The following is a 23738-nucleotide window of genomic DNA, read 5'->3' on the forward strand; positions in this document are numbered from 1 at the left end:
CGGCCCTAGCCGAGGTGAACCGGAGCGGACGGACCCCAGGGAATCCCGATCAGGTACCAAGCGATGTAGAACAGCGTCCACGCGACCAGCACGATCCCGGTGTACGGCAGCATCATCGACACCACCGTGCCCATCCCGGCCTTCTTCCGGTACCGCTGGCAGACGAGCACGATGAACGGCAGGTACACCATCAGTGGCGTGATCACGTTCGCCGGACCGTCCCCGACGCGGTACGCCGCGATCACGGTCTGCGGCGCGATGCCGAGCCGGTAGAACAGCGGGATGAAGATCGGCGCCAGAATCGCCCACTTCGGGATCACGCCGGGCATGATCAGGTCGATGACGAAGACCAGCAGGATGAAGCCGATCAGCAACGGCAACGCCCCGATGTCCGCACGCTCGAGCAGATCGGCCAGCCCGGTCGCGGCCAGCGTCGACATGTTCGTGTAGTTGAAGTAGGCAATGAACTGCGCGATCAGCAGCATCAGGAAGATCAGTCCGCCGAGCCCGTTGAACGTCTTCACGATCGCGTTGATCACGTTCGTACTGCCGGTCAGCGACTTCGCGCCCTTGCCGTAGCCGAGGCCGGCGGCCAGGAACAGCATCGAGATGATGAAGAGCAGGCTGCTCATGAACGGCGAGGACCCGAAGATCTCGCCGGTGTCCGGGTTGCGCAGCGGGGCATTCGGGATGAACGTCAGTGCCGACACGATCGCGACCGCGACGAGCAGGTAGTAGACCGACCAGCGCAGCCCGCGGGACTCGAGCCTCATCTCCTCCTCGCTGGGCTTGTGGTCGACCGGCGCGTCGGACGGGGCCTCGGACGGGTCGTACTTGCCGAGCCGCGGCTCGAGGATGCGCTCGGTGATCACCGTCATCACCGCGGCGCAGAACAGCGTCGCGGCGATGCTGAAGTAGAAGTTGTGCGTGACGTTCAGGTGGGTGTCGGGCGAGACCAGTTTGATCGTCTCGTTGGTGACCTCGGTGATGATGCCGTCGGCCGGAGTGATCAGCACGTTCACGAAGAACGCCGCGCTGACACCGGCGTACGCCGCCGCGATGCCGGCCAGCGGATGTCGCCCGAGCGACGCGAACGCCGCCGCGCCGAGCGGTATCAGGACCAGATAGCCCGCATCCGACGCGACACTCGAGATGCCGCCGAGCAGCACGATGATGAACGTGATCGCCCCCTTGGGCGCGACCTTCACCATCTTCCGGATCAGCGCGGCGATCAGGCCCGCTTCCTCGGCCACGCCGACCCCGATCATCGCGACCAGGATCACCGCGACCACGCCGAAGTCGTTGAAGTTCTGCACGGCCGTGGTGAAGATGAACCGGATACCGTCGCCGGTCAGCAGGCTCTCGGCGGTGATGGTCTCGTGCTTGACCGTGTAGTCCGGGATCGCCGGCGCGGGTGGCGCGTCGTTGCCGGCGACACTGGAGCCGCCTTCGTACTCGGGTGCGACCTGGACCGTGGCCGGCTCGGCGACCTCGGTGGTCACGCTCGTCCCGGCCCAGGACAGGATCTGGGACAGGACGATGACGATGACGATCAGCGCCAGGAAGATCAGCGCCGGGTGCGGGACCTTGTTGCCGACCCGCTCGATGCCGTCGAGGACGCGTTGCATCCCACCCTTCTTGACCGGCTTGTCGTCCGGGACCGCCTTGGCGTTCATGCGGCGCCGTCCGTCGGCCGGGCGAACCTGAGCGCGAACTCGATCAGCAGTTTGGTGCCGAAGCCGGTCGCGCCCTTGTTCCGCCACGTGCGCGGCGCCGGGAGTTGCGCCGTACCGGCGATGTCGACGTGGGCCCAGGGTTTGCCGTCGACGAACTCCTGGAGGAACAGACCGGCGGTGATCGAGCCGGCGTTGATCCCGCCCATGTTCGTCAGGTCCGCGATCGTCGAGTCGAGCTGGGAGCGGTACGACCGGTGCAGCGGCAGCTCCCACACGGGCTCGTCCACCGCGTCGCCCGCGTGCCGCAGTTGCTCGACCACGGCGGAGTTGTTGCCCATCACACCGGCGATCTCGACACCGAACGTCCGCAGGCACGCGCCGGTCAGCGTCGCGATGTCGACGATGGCGTCAACGGGTTCCTCGGTCGCCAGCGCGAGCGCATCGGCCATCACCAGACGGCCTTCCGCGTCGGTGTTGAGGACCTCGACCGTCGTGCCGTTGCGCATCGTCAGTACGTCGCCGAGCTTCATCGCCGACCCCGACGGCATGTTGTCGGTACACATCAGGTAGCCGGTCACAGCCGCCGTGCAGCCGAGGTCGCGCAGTGCCGTCATCGATGCGAGTACGGCGGCCGCGCCGGTCATGTCGTTCTTCATCTGCGCGTGCGACTCGTCACTCGGCTTGAGGCTGATGCCGCCCGAGTCGTACATGATTCCCTTGCCGATCAAGGCGATCCGGCCGGTCGGATCCGCCGGCTGGTAACGCAACCGGACCATCCGGGGCGGCTCGACGCTGCCCCGGTTGACGCCCAGGAGCCCACCGCAGCCCATCTCGATCAACTGGTCCTTGTCGAAGATCTCGACCTCCAGGCCGGAGGCTCCGCCGACCTCGACGGCGACCTCGGCCATCCGTACGGCGGACAGCGTCGTCGCCGGGCAGTTCGCCAGGTCCCGGCCGAGACTGCAGGCCTGCGCGACGATCCGGCCGCGTTCGGCGCCGGTCTCGGCCGCGGCGGTGTCGTCGTCGGAGGCAACGATCAGCAGTGATTCCAGCGTGGGCTGCTCGGCGTCGCGGCCGACGAAGTACCGCCAGCGCGCGAGCAGCACGCCTTCGGTCACGGCCTGCGCGAAGTCGGCGACGGACACCCCGAAGTCCGCGGAAGCGACCTCGACCGCGAGCTTGCGGTGCCACGGAACGGCCCGCGCGAACTCCGCGGCCAGATCGCGGACGAGCGTGGCGTCGGTCTCGCCGCGGTCGCCGATCCCGACCGCTACGCGGACGGGACCATCGGCCCGCGGGAGGACGAGCGTCTGCCCTCGTTTGCCGGTGAACCCGGCGGACTCCAGCCCGGCCAGGTCGGTGCCGAGTTCCTCCGGGGGTTCGACACCAGCAGCGACCGGTACGGCGAGCGCGTCCGCCTCGTCCGCGGCCTGCTTGAGCGGAACGACGGCGACCCGCACCTGGTACCGGGTCGAAGGAATCGGATCGAAGTCGCGCGGGATCGTGTTCACGAAACCTCCTGGGCCGGACCTGGATCAGCTTTGCAGCGCCTCGACGAGCTCTTCCTCGCGCTCCTTCGTCAGGTTCGTCTGGATGATCGTCGGGCTGAACGGTTTGAGTGCGTCGACGACGCGATCGACAGTGGCCGAACGGGCCAGCAGGAAGACCGCGGCATGGCCGTCCTGCAGCTCCTGGCCGACCTGCTTGATCAGGTCGTCGTTGATACCGACGTCGGTGAGCTTGCCGGCCACCGCTCCGGAGGCCGCGCCGACCGCGAAGCCGGCGAGCGGGTTCAGGAAGATGAGACCGATCAGCGTTCCCCAGAGGGCGCCGCTGGCGGCGCCGGCGCCGGTCAGGTTGATGGACTGGTGGATGCGGACCTTCCCCTTGGCGTCCTTGTAGGCGTAGGCCGCGTCCTCTCGCTGCAGCAGTTGCTGTTTCGCCAGATCATCGGTCAGCGCGATGACGCGCTCGGCGTCCTCACGACTGTCGAGACCGAGAACCACCAGATGGGTCATGCGAGCTCCTCGATGGCAGGCGCGCGTTCCGGTGCCGCGCTGGACTGCCTCATCCCATCAACCGGGCTCGCCGCCGGCCTCCTCCGATTAGGGTGAATCCCCGTCGTGCCGAGCGAGGAACGCGGACAGCGGCCCGGGCAGCTCGGCGGGTCGCTCGCCCCAGTCGTAGACGATGGCAGTGCCCGCGATCAGGTCGTGCAGCGCACGATGCTCGCGGGCGAACACGATCGGGACGAAGCCCAGACCGAACAGGACGACGCTGAGCGGGAACCCGAGGACCCAGCGCAGGGCCTGCCCCGGACGGATCGTGCCGCCGCCGGCGCGGACGACCCGGAGGCCGATGATGCCCTGACCGGGCATCCGGCCGGCCACCGCGAGGAACCCGAACGCGTAGCAGAACGCGAGGACCGCCAGCGCGATCGTTGCCGGGAGCGCCCGTCGTACTTCGACGCCCCAGAACGACGTGGTCAGCAGGTTCGCGCCGGCCAGTCCGATCGTGAACGTCGTCGCGATGATCGCGATGTCGAGCGCGGTCGCGATCGCGCGACTCACGGCACCGGCGTACTCGCCGGTGACTGTTCGGGATCGTGGCGCGACTTGTCTGCGCAGCAAGCGGGCGACACCGCGGTTGAGGAGGGCGTCCAGGCCGGCGAGTTGCCGGCGAACCAGGTCGAGCAGCGAGCCGGCCAGCCGGGTCTGGCTCTCGACCACGATCTGAGGCACACCGGACCGCCGTACCAGGGCCTCGATGTCGACCCGCTCGAGCAGGCGGTCCAGGTCGACGCGGTCGAGCAAGCGTTCGACGTCGACCCGGTCCATCAGTCGTTCGACATCGATCCGGTCGATCAGCGCGTCGAGGTCGACGCGGTCCAGGACCCGGTTGATGTCGATGCGGTCGAGAAGGGCGTCCAGGTCGACGTGCGACAGCACCACGTCCGGCTGAACGGTTTCGATGACCCGGCCGGTGACCTTGCCGGCGAACCGTCCCAGCACTCCGCCGGGACGGCCATTCACCCGCTCCGGATGATCCACGGCTACAACAGCCCGACGGTACGGGCGGTCCGCAGCGCCGCGGACCGCTTGTCCACACCGAGCTTGCGGTAGAGCGAGATCAGGTGGGTCTTGACCGTGTTCTCGGTGATGAACAGTGCCTGGGCGACTTCGGCGTACGAGCTGCCGAGCGCGAGCTGGTCGAGTACTTCGGCCTCGCGGGCGGTCAGGCGGATCCGGGCGCCGTTCACCACCGCGTCGAGGCGGCGTGGCGGCGGGGTGTTCGCGTCCGGCCTGGTCCGTCCCAGCGGGGTCATCCCGCCGGCCTGGCTCCATCCGGCCTGGTAGTCGGACAGCTTCTCGAGCGCGGCCGCCGCGAACGGGTGTGGATTCGGGCCGGTGACGTGTCTGCGGAGGCGGTCCAGGAACGCGGGCTCGTCGCCGGCCGGGGTCAGTACGTGCAACATCCGCTGCGGCGTGACGCGGTTCAGAGTGTCGACCAGCGCGGCTTCAGCGGCCGGATCGTCGCCGGTGCGGTCCAGCAGTACGGCCCGGAACGATGCGGCGGCCGAGGCCAGCGGCGGGTAGATGTCGGGGCGTTCGAGGCCGGCGTCGATCAGCTTCAATGCGGTCGGAACGTCCTCCTGGAGCATCGACGTCATCGCCCGGATCAGCTCGGCCTCGGTCGCGTTGCCGGTGCGCTCCAGCACCGCGAGCTGCGCGTCGACCGTGGTCTTGTCGCCCAGCAAGGTCGCCAGCCAGGACCGCAGCAACGCCAGATCCCGCGAGAGGTACGACGGCAGCGGACCGGCCGCGACCGGATCGCTGGTGAGCTCGGTCAGCGCCTCGCCGAGGCGACCCCGCTCAACCAGGAGCACCGTTCGCAACATCGCGCGCAGACCCGCGACCACGGTGTCGGATTCGGCCACATCGGCATCCGTGACCTGTTGCAGGTACTGACATGCGGCGTCCACCTCGAGCTCACTGACCGCCGCGAATCCCAGCACGACCTGCGCCCGTACGGCGTACTCCTGGGGAAGGCCGCGCTCTCCCCCGGCGTCGACGGCCGCCTGCGCCGACTGGGCCGCGTTCTGGACCTGGCCCCGGACATGCTGCACGACTGCACGATGCGCAAGTCCGCCCGCGATCAGCTGGTGATGCCCCGCCATCCGCGCGGTCACGAGTGCCTCGTCCAGATGGCTGAGCGCCGCGTCCAGCTCGTCCGCCCAGGTCTCCGCCGCCGCAAGCTCGATCAGCAACCACGCCAACCGCTCCGGGCCGAGCACTGCGCGCGTCAACAGCGACCTGGCTCGCTCGATCGCCGCATGCACGTCATGCCAGCCGTACCGGGACTCCCACAGGCGCAGCAGTACGACGTCCGCCAGCGCCTCCGGAGCCGATTCGGTCGCCATCTCATCGGCCGACGCCGCATCCTGGACCGCGCCCGCCACGTCCCCGGTGATCCGACGCAGCAGTCCCCGGACCCCGAACAGCTGCGGATGCTGCTCGACGTACCCCGCGGGGAGCGCGTCGAAGGCTGCCTCGACCAGCTCGGCCTCACCCGCGGCCAGGAGCGCGGGCCCGTGGCCGAACAGGATCCGCTCGACCAGCTCGACGTCGTCGGCGTCCAGCGCGCTGCGTAACGCCGCCTCACTGGCGCCGTGGCTCTCGTAGTACAGGGCGGAGCGGTGGTGCGCCGTGACGACGAGCTGCCGGTCCTCGGCGCTGGTGGCGATCCGCCGTCGAAGCAACTCGACGAGCAGCGGGTGATAACGGTAGAGCGGGTTGCTCGCCCGGTCACCGCCTGCCTCGTCGGCGTAGGCCGTGACCAGGAGACCGCTGCCGGCGAGATCCTCGAGCATCGAGCCGGCCTCGTTGTCGCCGCTGAGCACGACGGCTAGTTGCCCCGTCAACGAAGTGGCCGCGAAGGTGCTCAGCAGCATCGCCAGGACCCGCTGGTCGAGGGTGTTCAGCGTCTCGCCGAGCAGCAGGTCCAGCACCGGCCGCTGGTTCGCGAGCGGCCACACCACGTCACCGGAGGCCTGCAACGTCCGGGCGGCCAGAACGAGCGCCGCCGCCCAGCCGGCCGTCTTCTCCTGGACCAGACAGATGTCGTCCGCGGTCGCGTTCCCGGCATGCGCCTGGACGAGCTCGGTCGCCTCGGCGTCGTTGAAGCGCAGGTCCCGCGAGCGCAACGTCAGCGCCATCCCCCTGACCTCGAGCTCGGAGATCGGCAGCGGCAGGTCGTACCGGGTGGCGAGCAACAACCGCAGCGCGTGCGGCGCCTCCTGCAGAACCCGGGCCAGCGCGGCGACCGTTGACGCCGGCAACAAGTGAGCGTCGTCGACGACGATCGGGTCCAGCAGCTCCGAACCCTCGGCGCCGTCCACCCGCTCGAGGAAACCCTGCAACGAGCCGGGAGCCTGCCCGGGCACCCACACCACCGGCTCCCCCGCGCGTCTTCGGCGGGTGACCCAGTCCGACAGCAGGACCGTCTTACCGGTACCCGCCGGTGCGATCACCATCGTCAACGGTGAACCGACACCGAGATCGAGCGCGGAGTGCAGCCGCTCGCGGGTCACCAGCGTGAGCGGCGGGCGCGGAGTCTTCCCGTCCGCCGACCGCCGGAATGCATCGCGCTCTCGATCGAGCCCCGGGCTCGTCACGCGCGTCACCCCTCCCCTGGGCGGGCGTGCTCTGTCCGAATCCTTGGTCCCCAGCTCCTCGTACGTGCCTCGAAAATCGAGACTAACCGGTTCGTGCCGATTGCGGCAGGGGTTGACGAGCCTCGGTCAGTCGCGGCGGCGGATCCTCGGCACCTTGGCCCCGATCCAGACCGCGACCACGACCAGCAGACCGATACCGACGAACCAGCCCCACAGCCCTTCGGAGACCGGTCCGAGCCGCCCCAGGCCGAGTCCGCCCGGATCCTTCGCCTGCTGCAGGGCGACGACGTAGGCGATGATCGCGCGTTTGTCCTCGGGGAGCAGGACGTGGTCGGAGAAGACCGGCATCTCCTGCGGGCCGGTGAGCATCGCCTGGTAGATGTTGCGCGGTGTCGTCCCCATCAGGGACGGCGCGTAACGACCGTCCGGGAGCGCTCCGCCGCGGCCGGCGAAGTTGTGGCATGCGGTGCAGTTGGTCCGGAACAGCTCGCCGCCGCGGACGATGTCGGCCTGCGTCACCTTGCTCACGTCGTACTCGTCGGACGACGGGATCGCCGGCCCGGGGGCGAGCGAGGCGACGTACGCCGCCAGCTGGGCGATCTCCTCGTCGGTGTAGACGGGCGGCTTCTGCGGGATCTGCGCCTTGGTCTGGGTGGCGGGCATCCGGCCGGTGCTGACCTGGAAGTCGACCGCGGCCGCACCGACGCCGATCAGCGAAGGCCCGGCAATCCGGCCGGTACCGTCCGTGCCGCCCTCGGCATGCAGCCCGTGGCAGCTGGAACAGCCGACCGCGAACAGCTTCCGCCCCGCCTCGATCTGGTCGGACTGGGGACCGTCCGCACCCGTCGCGCTGCGCGGCACCAGCACCGTGTACGCGAGACCGACGGTGACCAGCGCAGCGCCGATCACCAGTGTCTTCGCGAACCTCCGTCGACGCACCGCACCAGCAGACCGTGGTTGCACGGGCATTGTGATCCCCCGATTCGGGTGAGCTTCAGCGAGAGTCGCGCTTTGCCTGCCGGCGGGCACCCATCGCCCGCGTCGACGCGTCCTTCTTGAGTCCGCCGGTGGTCTTCTTCGCCGTCCGCGGCCTGCTGACCGCTTCGGACTTGGCCCCATCGGTCGCAGCCATGGCCGGTGCCGGTGACGGGGCCTTGGCCGCCCGCGCGGCCTCGAGCCGCTCGGCCCGCAGCTGCATCGAGGCACGGTTGGCGACGACGGCGACTTCACGACTGACCTTCGCCAGCACCGACTCGAACAACTCGGCCTTGTCGCGGTCCCGCTGGTTGCGCGGATACGACATCCCGCGACCGCCGACGCCGGCCACCGCGGCACTCGCCGCACGCCGGTAGTTCTTCACGTACTTCGTGCGTGCGCGCCGGATGCGCTGGTGCAGGTCCAGCAGCTCGTCTTCGTCGAGACCCTTCAACGCGTCGCGCTCGGTCTCGGCGACGAGCATCCGCTCGGCATCGGTCAACGAGTTCAGCAAGCCTTGGTTCATGTGGTTTCTCCTTAGCCGCTTCTCGCAGAGTACGGACATTTGTACAAGACCGACAAGCCGCCGAACGCGCATTGTCATCGACATGAGTGAGAACTCCGTCAAGCACTCCCACGGGGTGCACGTCGTCCACGGTGGCTCGCGGCAAGCGGCTCCGCTGCTGCTGATCCACGGCTCCGGTGCGTCCGGCGCCTGCTGGGCGCCGATGGTTCCGGCCCTTGCCGAGCGCCACCATGTCGTGACGATCGACCTGCCCGGCTTGGGCCGTTCGGCTCCGGTGACGTCGTACGAGATCCCTGCCCAGGCGGCGCGGGTGGCGGCGATGATCGACTCGCTCGACCTCGGGCCGCTGACCGTCGTCGGGCACTCGAGCGGTGGGTACGTCGCAACCTCGCTCGCGGAGCAACGCCCCGAACTGGTGAAGGCGATGGTCCTGCTCAGCACCGGTCCGAGGCTCGAAGCGCTCCTACCGCAACCGGCAATCATTCGCGCGCTGTCCGGGCCACCGCTCGGTCGGCTCACCTGGGCGTTGCGCTCGGACAAGCTGATCCGCAAGGGCATCCGCGCCACCTGCGCTGCCGACGTTGATCTCCCGGACGAGCTGATCGCCGACCTTCGGGGCCTGCCGTACCGCGACTTCGTCGCCGTACTGCGCTGCAACGGCGAATACATCACCGAGCGCAGCGTCCCCGATCGGCTCGCCGAGCTCGACGTACCGCTGCTGGTCGTCTTCGGTGGCGCCGACCCGCGCTGGGATCCGGCGTCGGCCAACGAGTACGCCGTCGTGCGCGGCGCGCGGATCGAGCTGCTGCCCGGGATCGGGCACGTGACCCCGCTCGAAGCTCCTGAACCCAGCGCACAGCTCGTTCTGCAGTTCACGGCCTAGCATCGATACATGCGCTTGACTCCAGCGCCGCCGGACTGGGCACAGGTGGAGATCGCCGTACCGCGCTCTCCGCTCGAACTGCCCGGGGTGAGCATGGCCGGGTTCCGGCACCGTGCGCCGGCGTTCGTGGATATTGCGATGGTGGCGCACCCGTCGGTCACGCTGATCGTCGATCTGAGCGAGGACGAGGGCATCGTCTACGGCGCGCACGGCCGGAGCGAGCGGGGCAGCGCCTTCGTCGGGCTGCTCCCCGGCGAGGTACACGCGGCCGGGACGCTGGGCGAATGCCTTCAGGTGCGGCTGTCGCCGGTCGCGGCAGCTCGCGCCTTCGGGGCCTCGGCCGAGCTCACCGGGACGGTCGCGTCGTTGGCGGACGTGTGGGGCCGGGGAGCCGAGCGTTTCGAGGACAGGTTGCGTGCTGCCGCATCGTGGGACGAGAGATTCGCGATCGTGGTGGAAGTCCTCGGCCGTCGGCTGGATGCGTCGGTCGACGCGGAAGTCGCACACATCTGGCAGCGAACTCTCGCCGGTCGCGGCTGCCTACGCGTCGACGGCCTGGCGAGCGAGGTCGGTTGGAGCCGCAAACGCCTCTGGGCACGCTTCCGGTCCCAGCTCGGCATCACCCCCAAGCGAGCCGCTCAACTGGTCCGCTTCGACCACGCCGCCCACCTCCTCTCGGCAGGACATCCGGTCGCCCGTGTCGCTGCCGAGAGCGGGTACGTCGACCAATCGCATCTCCACCGCGAGGTCAGCGCATTCGCCGGTACGACGCCCGCCGTCGTCGCCGCCGCTCCATGGCTGGCGATCGACGACGTCGCCTGGCCCGTGAGACCAGGGATGTAGTCCCGTCCGGCGGCTACTGTCGGAGGCATGGACCAACTCGTGGTGGATGCGCCGATCGTTGCTGTCACTGTCTATCCGGGTCGCGCACGAGTGACCCGGCGCGGACAGATCACTGTGCCCGCCGGGGACCAGACCGTGTACGTCGAGCCGCTGCCGCTGTCCCTGGAAGAGGACTCGGTCCGCGTCGCCGGCCGTGGACCCGCGACCGTCCTCGGCGTGGACGTCGCGACACAACACCATCCCCAAGCCCCGGACGAGACCGTCGCGGCCCTGGAGCAGGCACGGCTCGATGCGCAGGAAGAGGTGACGCAACTCGTCGACGCCGACGACGTGCAGGCGCAGCTCGACACGTTCCTCGCGCAGTTGGCCCGCCGCGCCGGCAACAGCTTCGCGCGCACACTGGCATCCGGCGAGGCGGGCGCCGAGCTCGGCGGATTCACCGACTCGCTCACCGACCGGTTGTCCGCCGTACGGGCGACTCGTCGCGAGCTCGCCGCGCAGCGTCGCGAGGCCGAGAAGCGGCTTGCTGCCGCGGACCGTCGGCTGGCCGCGATCGTGCAGCAGCGCACGCCCGACCGGCGTGCGGCTGCGATCGCACTCGCTTTGGAGACCGAGGCCGAGGTGGAGATCGAGCTCTCGTACGTCGTCCCCGCGGCCAACTGGACCAGCTCGTACGACGTCCGTCTGACCGGCGACCGCCTCACGCTGAACTGGTACGGCCTGATCACCCAGCACAGCGACGAGGACTGGCCGGAGTGCGACCTGACCCTGTCGACGGCGCGGCCGACCGTCACCGCGAAGGTTCCCGAGCTCGACCCGTGGTACCTGGACCGCTTCCACCCGCCGATGCCGATGGCGGCGCCCGGCGCGGCCGTCCCACTCGGAATGCAAGTGGCGGGCGGGCGAGAGCACCTCCAGTCCCGAAGGGCGTCCGCGGGCTTGATCCAGGAGCAGGCAGCGTTCGAGGCCGTCGAGGCAACGGTCGAGCAGGGCATGACCGCCGCCAGCTACACCCCGCCCCGGCCCGTCGCCGTACCCGCAGACGGAGCCACGCATCGCGCGACGATCTCCTCGATCGACCTCGACGCCGAGCTGGACTACATCACCGCGCCGGTGCGATCGACCGACGTACATCTGCGCGCCACCGTGGTGAACTCGTCCGCGCACACGCTGCCAGCCGGCAAGGCTTCCGTCTTCCACGAGGCCGAGTTCGTCGGGTCGGCCGCGCTGCCCCTGTGGGCGCCTGGTGAGGACGTCGAGCTCGCGCTCGGGCTGGACGACCGCATCCGCGTCGAGCGCAAGCTGGTACGCCGGGAAGCGAGCAAGGCGACCCTCGGATCGACGCGCCGCCGCCAGGTCGAGTACGAGACCAAGATCGAGAACCACACGCCGCGCAACGCCCGCATCACGGTCCTCGACCAGTTGCCGGTGGCACGCGACCACGAGATCACCGTCAAGCCGCTCAGCGCCGAACCCGACCCGGCCGAGACCACCGACCTCGGCGTGATCACCTGGAAACTCGACCTGGCCGCCGGCAAGGAAACCACGATCAAACTCGCCTTCCGCGTCGACACCGGCAAGTCCGTCGACCTCACCGGCTGGCGCGAGTAATCGCTCGGACGGTCGTACGATGTCGCGACGCGCGAGCGGGCCGCTCAGCCTTCGCGTGAGCTCACAGCGATCCTGACAGCCACGCCCGCGCGACTTCGAACTTCTTCTCCAACCGGATCCGCACGGCCTCACCCACGACCTGCTCGATACCTTTGCCGACCATCGGCACCGAGGCCGTCACCTGCAGGTCGAACGCCTGCGAGGTCCCCCGCCCGGCCGGCACGATGCGGGTCGTGCCGGTCACCTTCACCGGTACGCCGGTGACCTCGCCGTCGACATCCGCCTCGCGCGCGCCGTCGACATCGGGGCGGTGCCACACCTTCACCTGCGCCAGCTCCAACGTGCTCCCGACGAACCGCCGGGCAACCACCGGGACGTCGGCCGCCTGCGTCTGCCAGTGACACCGCACCCTCAGGTCGTCACCGGCATCCCCCACCACGACGTCGTACGACGGCACCCGCAGCCGCTCGAACACCTGCTCCTGGAACGTGATGTCGGTGATCATCGCGAACACCTCCTCCGGAGAGGCGTCGTACGACGTGGCGAGCGTCAAGTGCATAGTGCACTGAATCACAAGGTGAGGCGCATCCGCAGCTTGGCCGATTCCTGTGCGACCATCACGTAGCCCCCAGGAAGGTTGCTTGGGGCAACAGTCAGGCAAACAGGTCAATGAGCTCGGCGGCGAGCCGGCTCATGCTCGTCGGCTCGAGCAGACTGTCATGCCGGCGCAGTTCGCTGTCGAGCGCGGTTCGGGATCGGGACCGATGTTCAGCGATCCTCGAGGTGTTCCTCCGGCCTGTTTTCGTGACGCGACGGAAAGGGAGTGACACCGTGCGCGACTTTCGGTAACCTTTTCGTGATGTTCACCGCGTAGCTGACTGAGAACGGGGCTTGGGAAGCGCATGGCCATCGCAGGTGCAAACACGGCCGCCTACAGGGTCGCCGACCACAGATACACCGACGATTCCGACGACGAGGACGAACTGATCCGGCTCGCGCAAGCGGGTGACGGGGCCGCCTTCGGGCAGCTCTACGATCGGTACCTGCCGTCCATCTACCGCTACACCTACAGCAAGACCTCGTCCCGCAGCGCGGCCGAGGACCTGACCAGCGAGACGTTCCTGCGGGCGTTCCGCGCGATCGCCCGCCGGCCACGCGCGCACCTGAACTTCGCGGCCTGGCTCGTCACCATCGCCCGGAACGTCGTGATCGACCACCACCGCTCCGGCTGGAGCCGACTGGCGATCGTCACCGACGAGGTCGATCCGCAGATCGACGAGTCCGTCGGGCCCGAGCAGGCCGCGCTGCAGTCCGTGAGCACGGCCACCGTCCGCGACGCCCTCACCCGCCTACCCGACGACCAACGCGAATGCCTGGTACTCCGCTTCTTCGCCGGCCTGTCGATCAGCGAGACCGCAGCCGCCATGGACCGCACCGACGGCGCCGTCAAACAACTCCAGTTCCGCGCCACCAACCGCCTCCGCCAGGTCGTCAAGGACCGTTGACAACAGCACCTATTGACCAACGCGCCGGGGCGGCCGCGTCAGGCGGCGAACGCTTGTACTACAAGGGTTGCGAAGCGGCGGGAGGCCGTGGTGCGGGTGGTTGGGTCTGATACGTGCAGGCCGCGATGTGCGGTCAGCATGATCATCAGATCGCCCAGCTCGAAGTCGCGGCGTAGCCGGCCGTTCGCCTTCGCGCGCCGCGCCAGCGTGGCGACGGACCTCAGCGTCAGTTCCCGGCTCTCGGCGACGTCGAGCGCGTCCGGGTATGTCGCGAGGAACGCATCGGTGAATCCACGGTTCTGCAGATGCAGCTCGCAGATCCGCTCGATCACCCAACAGAACCCCTGCCACGGATCCGCCGCCGCCAGGCCTTCGTCCACAATCGCCTGACACGCACGCGTCTGCTCGGCGAACGCCTCCGTCGCCAGCACCTGCTTCGTCGGAAAGCGGCGGTACAACGTCGCCGGCCCGACCCCGGCATGCCGTGCAATCGCCCGCATCGGGACCGTCAGCCCTTCACTTGCGAACAGCGTCCGCGCCGACGAGAGAATCCGATCGCGATTGTCCTCCGCGTCGGCGCGCAGCTTCTGAGGCATCTGCTCGGTCATCACTCTCACTCCAGCTAAACGGACGGCAGCGTCCGCTTAGCCTAAGCCTGTGAGAGCCGCAATCATAAAGGCGTTCGGCGACCCGAACGGACTGAGCGTCGTCGACCTGCCCAAGCCCACCCCCGGACCTACAGAGCTGCTGATCGCCGTCGAAGCGATCGGCGTCGGCGGAGTCGACGCGCTGATCCGCAACGGGAGCCTCGCCGCCTGGGGATTCGCCGAAGGACTGGTCCCCGGCTCCGAGGTCGCGGGCACGGTGGCGGCCGTCGGCCACGACGTCGACGGTTCCTGGATCGGTCGGCGCGTATGGGCCTTCACCGGCCTCGGCGGCGCGTACGCCGAGCACGCAACAGCCGCGATCGACGACGTCGTACCGCTGCCCGACGCGCTCTCCGCCGTCGACGCGGTGACGCTCGGCAGTTCGGGCGTCGTAGCTCATTTCGCCTTGGCACACGCTCATTTCGAGCCCGGCGAGTCCGTCCTGGTGCGCGGCGCCGCGGGCAGCATCGGCATCCTGACCGTGCAGCTCGCAGCCAGCCGTGGCGCATCGGCAGTAGCGGTCACCACCTCGTCCGCCGAGCGCGGCGAACAGCTGCGCAAGCTCGGTGCGACCCACGTGCTGGACCGGTCCGGTGCGGGCGACGCTCCCCCGGCGTACGACGTCATCATCGACATCGTCGGCGGTCCGGACCTGCCGAAGTTCCTCGGCAAGCTCAAGCCGAACGGCCGGCTCGTGCTCGTCGGCGTCGTCGGCGGCCAACCACCCGCCGACTTCGGTACGACGTTGATGGCAGCGTTCCGGAATTCGCTGACGTTCTCGACCTTCAGTGCCGACACCGTGCCGTCCGAGCGGCGGCGTACCGTCAGAGCCCAACAGTTCGCCGCCGCCGCTCGTGGCGACCTGCCGACGGTTGTGCATGAGCAGCTGCCGCTGGACGACGTCGTGCCGGCTCATCGGAAGATCGATGCCGGCGAGGTGTTCGGGCGGATCGTGTTGATCCCCTAGAAGTCGTCGACAGGTTCTGGGGTTGCGAGGGCGATCAGGCGTTCGGCGACGAGGGCGCAGCGTTGTTCGGCGGCGTTGCGCCCGGCGCCGGCGTACCGGAGACGCGCCGAGGCCGTCACCGGCTCTGCGCTCACCTCGATCAGCGAGCCGCCGGGCCGCGGCTGGACTCGGACCGCGATCTGGACCCAGCCACCCAGCCCGCTGCGCAGCCGGACGACCAACTCCCGGTCGGGCCGCCAGCGATCGACGATCGCGACGATCAGCCCGCGGTTCTGCATGTGCCGCCCGCGCATCTCCTTGCCGGTGTCGCGCTGCACCACGCACCCGGTCTCCGGCCAGCTCGGTCCGGCACGGAGCGCGGACGGTACGGCGACCATCCAGTCCGCGAACGTGGACGGGTCACGGATCACGGCCATGACGGCATCAACGCTCACGGCGCCGAACCGCCATGCCATCACCATCGAAGCCGTTTCCCTGTCCGCCGCCCGTGCCGAGTCTTGTGTCTACCAGGTAGCCCGGCCATACGGCATCTTTCACACGCCTCGTTGAACCACCAGCGAACGCAGGCCGAGTCGTGTATGTCACAGGGTCACTTCGATATCGCGCTCAACCAGACAGCCTTCAACCTCTTGACAGCCGGTAGGCGGGCACGGCGACGGCCGTGACGACGACGTGCATCAGCATCAGACCGGCGACCGCGATCCCCGACGTGTGCGGGATGAACCCGGTTGCCAGCAGCAACAAGTCCGGGATCATCGAGAGCACGAGCACCACCGGGACCAGCACCCGGAGTACGGCGCCGGGCCGCGCGGATCGTCGTACGACGGCCCGCCACCCGGCGAAGCCGACCACGATCCCGATCAGCGTGAACGGGGCGAAGATCGGCAGCGTCAACGGGCGGAACGATTCGTCCGCACCGAGGGCGACCGCACCCCGCGCGACGAGGTAGTTCAGCGTGACCGCGACGACCGCGGCGAGCAGGAGCAGGGTCAGCTGCCGGCGATGGACAGCCACCGGTTGCCGCAGATCGATCGACGTCATCGGACACCTCCGCAAACGGTACGAATCTCGTACCAATGACGCTAGCCGACAGCACTCCCCCAGCGCCAGGGATTCCGGCAAAACAGTCCGAAACTCGTACTGTTAGCTCTCCTGGCCGGCGATCACCGCGGTCAGCAGTACGCCGAGGGTGTCGCGCTCCGACGGGTCGAGCACCTGCAGCATCCGCCGTACCTCGGTGCGCAACTGCCGCTCGAACTCCTCGGCGACCTCGACGCCGTGCGCGGTCGGCGTGACCACGAAGTTCCGTCGGTCGGCCGCATCCGGGACGCGCTCGACCAGCCCGGCCGCCTCCATCCGGGCGACGACACCGGTCATCGTCGACTTGGTGAGCCGGAGCGCCGACCCCAGCCCGAGCATGTTGGTCGGTCGGCGGTGCAGGATGAACAGCAGCCGGGCCTGTTGCATGGTCAGGCCGAGGTCCGCACTGATCCGTTCGTAGTGCTCGGTCACGGCGGTGGCCGCCCGGATCAACGCCGGACCTGCCGCCAGTCCCTTCGCCGCCATGCCGCCCCTTCCGTCCCCCCGGTCGACCCCAACCATAGTCCGGCCGGCCGCCGGGATTTTCCTGCAACACGGCCGTGAACTTTTCGGCGGTGCCCGGAATCCAATGCGGTACGACGGAGGCGAGGACGCCTCCGCTGAGGGGAGGACAATCCAGATGTTTCGCAAGACCGTAGGTCTGGCTTCGGCCGCAGTGCTCGCACTCGGGCTCGGCGCGGCCGCAGCATCGTCGGCGCAGGCGAAGCCGGCAGCAGAATCAGGTACGACGGCAGCCTGCGCGCTCCGGCTGGGGTCGGTGACAGCCAACGGTGCCTTCACCAGCCGGATGATCAACGCCACCGCACCGATCACCGTCGGCGGCGTCCGCGGCACCGCCGGGGTGTTCCCGGCCGGCCAGGTCCAGCACATCAGCACCGTGTCCGGAGAGCTGTTGGGGGCCGGCGGCGAGACGCGCACCGGGCTGACCGTGATGGGCGGCGCGCTGTACTCGAGTTCGTTCACGGTCGACACCGAGAGCCAGCTCGACCCGCACTACCCGCACACCAACCTCCGCATCGGTGGCGGCTGGGCCAACTACCGCTGGATCGACCAGTCCGTCCACCGTCCGGCCAACGCGCCGGCCCGGACGACGCTGTACGCCCAGCGCACCAACGGGCAGCTGGACCGCTGGGTTGCCGAAGGCAGCGGCTGGCGCTCGACCGGCGGGGTCGGCGGTCTCAGCACGGTGAAGTCGATGGCGTTGATCGGCCGCACCGACACCACCGAGACCTTCATCGCCAACACCCGGGCCGGCACGCTGCTGACGGTCACCTGGCCGACGAAGTACAACGCGGCGACGACCGGCAAGGCCGTTCGCACCGCTACCTGGCAGGGCTTCGAGCAGCTCATCGCCACCAAGTGCGGAACGAACGGCACCCTCCTGCTCGGCATCGACCGGGACACCAAGTCCGGTTACCTGTACGCCGTTGGCCACGCCAACGGTACGAGCACGGTGATCAAGAGCCTGGGCAAGGTCCCGCTGACCTTCTCGGACCCGCAGTACTTCCGTATCGCACCGAAGTTCGACACCCTCAACGGCGGCTGAGCACCAGCCGAACCTCCGTATGAACCCGGTGCCCGTCCTCCCTCGGAGGGCGGGCACCGTGCGTTGAGCCGCGTCCGAGGTGCAGACTCGTCCTTGGGATGCGTCCCCGGACGGAGGGAGCGACAGGATGGTCGACAGGACGGTGAACGACGGCGGCGACGGGCCGGAGACCGCCGCCGAGTGGTCGCAGGAGGACTATCACCACCCGGCCGCGGGCTGGGGCGCAGCAGTGTCCGTCGGCCAGGTGCTGAAGCGTGAGCACGCGCTGCTGTCCGGGCCGCGGGCGATGCTCAAGATGAACCATGAGAACAGCGGGTTCGACTGCCCCGGCTGCGCGTGGCCGGACGCCACCGACGGATTGAAGCTGGACCTGTGCGAGAACGGCGTCAAGCACGTCGTCTGGGAGATGACCCCGGACCGCGCCGGCCGTGAGCTCTTCGCCCGGCACACCGTCACCGAACTCGAGACCTGGACGGACTTCGCGCTCGAGGACGCCGGCCGGCTGACCGAGCCGATGGTGTACGACGGCGCGACCGACCACTACGTCCCGATCAGCTGGTCGGCCGCCTTCGACCTGATCGGCACCCGACTGCGGGCCCTCGACTCCCCCGACCAGGCCTCGTTCTACACCTCCGGCCGGTTGAGCAACGAGGCCACGTTCCTCTACCAGCTGTTCGCCCGGGAGTACGGCACGAACAACCTCCCGGACTGCTCGAACATGTGCCACGAAGCCTCCGGCCGCGCCCTCCAGGCAGCCCTCGGAACCGGCAAGGGTACGGCGGACCTCCGCGACTGGGAGACCGCCGAAGCGATCTTCATCCTCGGCGTGAACGCGGCGTCGAACGCACCCCGGATGCTGACCGCGCTCGCGGACGCGTACCGGCGTGGCGCGCAGATCGTGCACATCAACCCGCTCGTCGAGGCCGCCGCCACCCGCACGATCGTGCCGCACGAGTTCGTCGACATGGCGTTGTTCAAGGCCACGCCGACCAGCACGCTCAACCTGCAGGTCCGCGTCGGCGGCGACCTCGCACTGCTGCGGGGTATCGCGAAGGCGGTCCTCGAGGAAGCGCGGACCGACCGGAGAGCGCTCGACGAGGTGTTCCTGGAGCGATACACCGACGGCTTCGCGGCGTACCGGAAGGTGTGTGAGGACACCGAGTGGGCAGAGATCGAGCGGCAGTCCGGGCTGTCGGAATCGGACATCCGCCGCGCCGCCACGATCTACTCGCAGGCTCGGTGCACGCTGATCAGCTGGTGTCTCGGCATCACGCAGCACGAGCACGGCGTCGACACCGTCCGCGAGATCGTCAACCTGCTGTTGCTGCGCGGGAACCTCGGCCGCGAGGGCGCCGGACCGTCGCCGGTCCGCGGCCACAGCAACGTGCAGGGCAACCGGACCTGCGGGATCGATCACCGTCCCAGCACGCAGTTCCTCGACCGGCTGGCCGCCGCCTGCGGTATCGACCCGCCGCGCGAACACGGCCTCGACACGGTCCGCACGATCGCCGCGATGCGGGAGAGAAAGGTCAAGGTGTTCGTCGGGATGGGCGGGAACTTCGCGCTCGCCGCCCCGGACAGCGCCGCGACCGCGGAGGGACTGCGGAACTGTGAGCTCACGGTCCATGTGAGCACCAAACTCAACCGGAGCCATCTCGTCCACGGCCGTCAGGCATTGATCCTGCCGTGCCTCGGCCGGACCGAGCTCGACGTCCAGGCGGGCGGCCCGCAGTCGGTCTCGGTCGAGGACTCGATGAGCATGGTCCACCTGTCGATCGGCCGCAAACGCCCCGCCTCACCGCATCTGCTGTCCGAGCCGGCGATCATCGCAGGCATCGCCAAGGCGACACTACCCGCGACGCAGACGCCGTGGGACGCGTACGTCGAGGACTACGACCGGATCCGGGACATCATGGCCAGGGCCCTGGACGGGTTCGAGGACTTCAACCGCCGCGTCCGCCACCCGCTCGGCTTCCGGCTGCGCCAGCCGGCCCGCGAGCTGGTCTTCCTGACCGCGAGCGGTCGCGCGGAGTTCTCGACGGCGGATCTACCCGATCTGGTGCCCGCGGACGACGACGTACTGATCCTGCAGACCATGCGCTCGCACGACCAGTGGAACACGACGATCTACTCCGACGACGACCGGTACCGGGGCGTGAAGAACCTCCGCACGTTGATCCTGATGAACGCCGACGACATGCGCGCCCGGGGCCTCGCACAGGGCGACCTCGTCGACATCACCGCGACCGCGCGCGACGGATCCGTCCGCGTTCTTCATGACTACCGCGCGTTGAGATACGACATGCCCCGCGGCAACGCCGCGGGGTACATGCCGGAGATGAACGTCCTCGTCGCCGCCAACGACTACAGCAGCCAGAGCGACCAGCCCCTGATGAAGAACATCAGGGTGCGGGTCACTCCGTCGGGTCAGGGATAGCTGACGAGGTACCGCTGCTGGTTGGTGACGTTCGCGGTGCCACCGGTGTTGTTGACGACGTTGGAGATCGTCCCGACGCCGCCGAGCGAGACCGAGACCAGATCGTGGAACCGGACGCCGGCGGTGTCCGGCACCTCGAACGATCGCGATGCCACGATCGACGTGTTCGGGCTGAAGAAGCAGTAGCTGCCGACACCCCACGCCTCGTGTGTCGTGACGTTGTTCGCGACCTTGTACGCCGCCCAGCCCTGCGTTCCGCCGCCGCTCGACCACGACGCCTGGTCGGGGACGTCGTACGGGAACTCGTTCTGGAAGAAGTACGTGCGGCCGCCGTTGCCGTTCCAGAGCACCTCGTACTGCTGGTAGTGCTCGACGAACAGGCCGTACATCGTCACATCGTTGCCGTTGACAACGAGCCCGTTGGCCGCGGTGTTGACGTTCCAGCCGACACCGTCGCCGTGGTCGCCGCGCCACAACCAGAGGTGATCGCCGATCACGTCGTTGCTGTTGACCTGGAGACTGACTGTGGCCTTGCCGACGTGGGCGCCACCGATCCGGACGTAGACATCGTGCAACGAGGTCGGGTTCGCGGCGTGGCTCGCGGTCGAGCCGGCCGGGCCGACCTGGATCAGCACCGGTGAATTGACCGGACCGGCGTCGACGAGCAGACCCGCGAGCTTGACCCCGTCGACGTCCGCGACACTGATCGCGGCCTGACCGGTGTCCGGGATCAGCGTGGCCAGCCCGAGCCCGAGTACGACGGTGTTCGCGCGATTCACCCGGATGGTGTCGCTGAGGTGGTAGATGCCCGGCGTGAACAGCAGGTGCTTGCCCTGGTCGAGGGCCGCGTTGATCGTGCCGACGGACGCGCCGGGTTTGACCACGTAGAAGTTCGCAAGACTGATCGACGTTCCGGCCGCCGCTCCGTGCGACCAACTCGTCCCCGCCGAGCTCGACCGCAGCGCCGGGACGAAGACGTTGTAGTTGCCGGCGGCATCGACGTACAGGAACGGCTTCTCGCGGACCTTCGGCGTCTGGGCGATCACCGTGTGGGAAGGGTTCGGGAAGTGCTGCGGCGGGGCGCCGGTGGTGCCGGTGAACACCATGTTCCAGACCGAGCCGTTCCAGCCGCCGAACTCGGAGTTGCGGGAGAACCACTGCTGCTGGGAGCCGGAGACGACGGTGTTGTCGATCTTGGTGTCGGCGAACAGCCCGCCGCTGGCCCAGCCGTCGCCGCCGTTCCAGAGCTGGATCTCCGGCGCGCCCTTGAGGTGCATCCGCCGGTACGGCGCCGCTTGCGAGACAGCCCAGCGCTCGATCTGGCCGGCCGGGGTGGTGACGGCGAGGTTCTCCGCGGACCGCCAGAAGTTCTGGGTCGCGTTGCCCTTGTTGTTCGGGTTGTCACCCTGTTGCAGCCAGTCCGCCTCGACGCGGACATGACCGTTGAGGTTCACGTCGTCGGGTGACAGACCGAGGCCGGCGGCCTGGGTGTAGAAGCCCAGGTTCACGTCCGCGGTGTACGTGCCGGGCTTCCACAGCACGGCGTACCGCTGGGTGCCGAACTGGTTGGTGTGCATCTCGGCGGCGATCTGGTTCAGCCTGTTCTGCATGTCGGCCTGGGGCGTGCTCGGGCTGAACACGGAGACGTTCGGACCGAGGTCGGGGTTCGCCGGGTCGGTGGGCGGGACGACCGGTCCGCTGCCGCCGTCCGTCGCGTGCACTGCGACCTCCCAGAGCGAGTACCCGTACCCGGTGCCGCGTTGTGTGCCGGTGATCCGGAGGTAGCGCCCGGTCCCGGTGAGGTCGAGATTCTGCGTCCCGCCCGTACCGGTGGTCGTGGCGTAGATCTGCCGCCAGCTGCTCGCATCGTCGGACAACTCGATCCGGAACGCCTTGCCGTACGCCGCTTCCCAGCTGAGCCCGACCTGGCAGACCTCGATGCTCGAACCGAGATCGACCTGCAGCCACTGCGGGTCGGAGAAGGCGCTGCCCCAGCGCGTGCCGGGGTTGCCGTCGACCGCGGCGGAGGCGGGCAGGCCCGCGTTCTCGGTGGACGACGCGGTGGCGGGGCGGTTCAACGCGACGTTGGAAGAGCCACATGCGGCGGCTGCGGCGGTGGCTGCACCGGCGGCAGCGGCGTCACCAGCGCCGATGCCACCGGCAACGAGGAGGAGCGCGACGAGACAGCGCAAGGGTTTCAGGGACATCGGGGAGACCAATCAGTCGGGGCGGTTACTGAGAGAGCGCTCTCTCAGAGGGTCGTCGGCCGCGCGCGGCAGTGTCAAGGGCCCGCCGTTCCCGGAACTGTTCCGGAACTTCTAGGCGGATTCGCGGATGATCAGTTCCGGATCGAAGACGACCGAGGTCAACGTCGCGGCCGGGGTGGCGATCTGGTCCAGCAGGATGTCGGTCATCCGCGCGGCCATCTCCTCCACGGGCTGTGCGATCGTGGTCAGCCGCGGCCGCGCCATCTGCGCGGGTTCGCTGTCGTCGAAGCCGATCAGCGCGACGTCGCCGGGCACCGACCGCCCGCGTTCGTGCAGCACGCGGAGCGCGCCGACCGCCATCAGGTCGTTCGCCGCGAACACGCCGTCTGCATCCGGCACCGCGTCGAGCAGTTCGCTCATCGCCTGTTCGCCGCTCTGCGCGGTGAAGTTGCCGCGGACGACATCGACGTACGGCACTCCGCGCCGCTCCATCGCGCGCTGGAAACCGGACAGCCGGTCGTTGGCGGCCGGCAGGTCGGCCGGGCCGGCGATCGTCACGACCCGGCGGCAGCCCAGGTCGGCGAGCCGGTCGGCAGCCAGTGCCGCGCCGGCCTCATGGTCCAGGTCGACGAAGCTGATCGGCACCGGAACCGCGGGCCGGGCGAACAGGACGGCCGGGATGCCCGCGTCGACGAACAACCGGGGCAACGAGTCGCCGGCATGCGTCGAGACCAGCAAGGCGCCGTCCGCGTTCCCCCGGCGGACGAAGTCGAGCGCATCCCGCCGGGCCTGGTCGGAGTCGGCGAGCATCAGGGTCGGATGCATACCGCCGGACCGCAGGTGACGGACCACTCCCCCGGTGATCCGCCCGAAGAACGGATCCCGGAAGATCTGGTCGGCCGATCCGTCGGATCCGGAGATCACCAGCGCCACGGTGCCCGAACGCCGGTTGACCAGCGTCCGGGCCGCGGCGTTCGGGATGTACCCGGTGTCCTCGATCGCCCGCGTGACAACGGTCCGGATCCGGGGATCGACCGAGGTGATCCCGTTCACCACCCGGGACACCGTGGCCCGCGAAACCCCGGCCGCCTTGGCGACATCCTCCAAGGTCGGCGTACGACGGGATGCGCCGCTCCTCAT

Annotated in this window: 21 protein-coding genes; 7 read left to right on the top strand and 14 right to left on the bottom strand. The window is 69.0% G+C overall.

What is annotated here, in order from left to right; translation table 11 throughout:
• Positions 1 to 5 precede the first annotated feature (5 nt).
• The 7 genes from OHA10_RS33905 to OHA10_RS33935 all read right to left on the bottom strand — a co-directional run bounded on the left by OHA10_RS33905 (position 6) and on the right by OHA10_RS33935 (position 8851).
• Entirely contained in the window at positions 6 to 1676 is a 1671-nt protein-coding gene (locus tag OHA10_RS33905) for an AbgT family transporter (RefSeq protein ID WP_371402853.1), read from the bottom strand.
• Positions 1673 to 3187 carry a leucyl aminopeptidase gene (locus OHA10_RS33910; RefSeq protein ID WP_371402854.1) on the bottom strand — a complete coding sequence of 505 codons (1515 nt, stop codon included), beginning with the start codon at positions 3185 to 3187 and terminating at the stop codon, positions 1673 to 1675. Before OHA10_RS33910 ends, OHA10_RS33905 begins: the two co-directional genes overlap by 4 nt.
• Positions 3188 to 3211: 24 nt before the next feature.
• The gene (locus OHA10_RS33915) at positions 3212 to 3694 is read right to left on the bottom strand and encodes a DUF1269 domain-containing protein (RefSeq protein WP_371402855.1); all 483 of its coding nucleotides are present in this window, start codon (positions 3692 to 3694) and stop codon (positions 3212 to 3214) included.
• 87 nt (positions 3695 to 3781) lie between these two features.
• Entirely contained in the window at positions 3782 to 4708 is a 927-nt protein-coding gene (locus OHA10_RS33920) for an RDD family protein (protein WP_371402856.1), read from the bottom strand.
• 20 nt (positions 4709 to 4728) lie between these two features.
• Positions 4729 to 7350 (bottom strand): LuxR C-terminal-related transcriptional regulator, encoded by a 2622-nt coding sequence (locus OHA10_RS33925; protein ID WP_371402857.1) that lies wholly within the window; start codon positions 7348 to 7350, stop codon positions 4729 to 4731.
• A 126-nt stretch (positions 7351 to 7476) separates the two neighbouring features.
• Positions 7477 to 8319, bottom strand: coding sequence for a c-type cytochrome (locus OHA10_RS33930; RefSeq protein ID WP_371402858.1), 843 nt, complete (start codon positions 8317 to 8319; stop codon positions 7477 to 7479).
• Positions 8320 to 8344: 25 nt separating this feature from the next.
• Positions 8345 to 8851 (bottom strand): hypothetical protein, encoded by a 507-nt coding sequence (locus OHA10_RS33935; RefSeq protein ID WP_371402859.1) that lies wholly within the window; start codon positions 8849 to 8851, stop codon positions 8345 to 8347.
• A gap of 82 nt (positions 8852 to 8933) precedes the next feature.
• Here OHA10_RS33935 and OHA10_RS33940 point away from each other — a divergent pair, with 82 nt between their 5' ends.
• The 3 genes from OHA10_RS33940 to OHA10_RS33950 are packed head-to-tail and all read left to right on the top strand — an operon-like array spanning position 8934 to position 12188.
• A complete protein-coding gene (locus tag OHA10_RS33940) occupies positions 8934 to 9734 on the top strand; it encodes an alpha/beta fold hydrolase (RefSeq protein WP_371402860.1) in 801 nt (266 codons plus the stop codon).
• A 9-nt stretch (positions 9735 to 9743) separates the two neighbouring features.
• Positions 9744 to 10577, top strand: coding sequence for a helix-turn-helix domain-containing protein (locus OHA10_RS33945; RefSeq protein ID WP_371402861.1), 834 nt, complete (start codon positions 9744 to 9746; stop codon positions 10575 to 10577).
• A gap of 27 nt (positions 10578 to 10604) precedes the next feature.
• The gene (locus tag OHA10_RS33950) at positions 10605 to 12188 is read left to right on the top strand and encodes a DUF4139 domain-containing protein (protein WP_371402862.1); all 1584 of its coding nucleotides are present in this window, start codon (positions 10605 to 10607) and stop codon (positions 12186 to 12188) included.
• 61 nt (positions 12189 to 12249) lie between these two features.
• On the opposite strand, the gene OHA10_RS33955 is transcribed toward OHA10_RS33950, so the two are convergent.
• Positions 12250 to 12747, bottom strand: coding sequence for a DUF2505 domain-containing protein (locus OHA10_RS33955; protein WP_371402863.1), 498 nt, complete (start codon positions 12745 to 12747; stop codon positions 12250 to 12252).
• Between the two features lie 343 nt (positions 12748 to 13090).
• On the opposite strand from OHA10_RS33955, the gene OHA10_RS33960 reads away from it, so the two are divergent.
• Positions 13091 to 13693: an RNA polymerase sigma factor gene (locus tag OHA10_RS33960; protein WP_371402864.1), complete on the top strand. Its 603-nt coding sequence runs from the start codon at positions 13091 to 13093 to the stop codon at positions 13691 to 13693.
• Positions 13694 to 13731: 38 nt separating this feature from the next.
• On the opposite strand, the gene OHA10_RS33965 is transcribed toward OHA10_RS33960, so the two are convergent.
• Positions 13732 to 14301 (bottom strand): TetR/AcrR family transcriptional regulator, encoded by a 570-nt coding sequence (locus OHA10_RS33965; protein ID WP_371402865.1) that lies wholly within the window; start codon positions 14299 to 14301, stop codon positions 13732 to 13734.
• A 49-nt stretch (positions 14302 to 14350) separates the two neighbouring features.
• Here OHA10_RS33965 and OHA10_RS33970 point away from each other — a divergent pair, with 49 nt between their 5' ends.
• Positions 14351 to 15307, top strand: coding sequence for a zinc-dependent alcohol dehydrogenase family protein (locus OHA10_RS33970; RefSeq protein WP_371402866.1), 957 nt, complete (start codon positions 14351 to 14353; stop codon positions 15305 to 15307).
• Here the strand turns inward: OHA10_RS33970 and OHA10_RS33975 are convergent.
• The 3 genes from OHA10_RS33975 to OHA10_RS33985 all read right to left on the bottom strand — a co-directional run bounded on the left by OHA10_RS33975 (position 15304) and on the right by OHA10_RS33985 (position 16873).
• Positions 15304 to 15741 (bottom strand): hypothetical protein, encoded by a 438-nt coding sequence (locus OHA10_RS33975; RefSeq protein ID WP_371402867.1) that lies wholly within the window; start codon positions 15739 to 15741, stop codon positions 15304 to 15306. The genes OHA10_RS33970 and OHA10_RS33975 overlap by 4 nt on opposite strands.
• A gap of 187 nt (positions 15742 to 15928) precedes the next feature.
• The gene (locus OHA10_RS33980; protein WP_371402868.1) at positions 15929 to 16348 is read right to left on the bottom strand and encodes a DUF6069 family protein; all 420 of its coding nucleotides are present in this window, start codon (positions 16346 to 16348) and stop codon (positions 15929 to 15931) included.
• A 102-nt stretch (positions 16349 to 16450) separates the two neighbouring features.
• Positions 16451 to 16873 carry a MarR family winged helix-turn-helix transcriptional regulator gene (locus tag OHA10_RS33985; RefSeq protein ID WP_371402869.1) on the bottom strand — a complete coding sequence of 141 codons (423 nt, stop codon included), beginning with the start codon at positions 16871 to 16873 and terminating at the stop codon, positions 16451 to 16453.
• A gap of 154 nt (positions 16874 to 17027) precedes the next feature.
• On the opposite strand from OHA10_RS33985, the gene OHA10_RS33990 reads away from it, so the two are divergent.
• Complete coding sequence (locus OHA10_RS33990) at positions 17028 to 17954, top strand: hypothetical protein (protein ID WP_371402870.1); 927 nt, start codon at positions 17028 to 17030, stop codon at positions 17952 to 17954.
• Positions 17955 to 18081: 127 nt separating this feature from the next.
• The gene (locus tag OHA10_RS33995; RefSeq protein WP_371402871.1) at positions 18082 to 20391 is read left to right on the top strand and encodes an FdhF/YdeP family oxidoreductase; all 2310 of its coding nucleotides are present in this window, start codon (positions 18082 to 18084) and stop codon (positions 20389 to 20391) included.
• Here the strand turns inward: OHA10_RS33995 and OHA10_RS34000 are convergent.
• On the bottom strand, positions 20382 to 22598 hold the full coding sequence (locus tag OHA10_RS34000) for a discoidin domain-containing protein (protein WP_371402872.1): 2217 nt from the start codon (positions 22596 to 22598) through the stop codon (positions 20382 to 20384). The genes OHA10_RS33995 and OHA10_RS34000 overlap by 10 nt on opposite strands.
• A gap of 111 nt (positions 22599 to 22709) precedes the next feature.
• Positions 22710 to 23738: a LacI family DNA-binding transcriptional regulator gene (locus OHA10_RS34005; RefSeq protein ID WP_371402873.1), complete on the bottom strand. Its 1029-nt coding sequence runs from the start codon at positions 23736 to 23738 to the stop codon at positions 22710 to 22712.

Origin of the sequence: Kribbella sp. NBC_00662, assembly GCF_041430295.1 — a bacterium.
In the GTDB taxonomy this organism is placed as follows: Bacteria; Actinomycetota; Actinomycetes; order Propionibacteriales; family Kribbellaceae; genus Kribbella.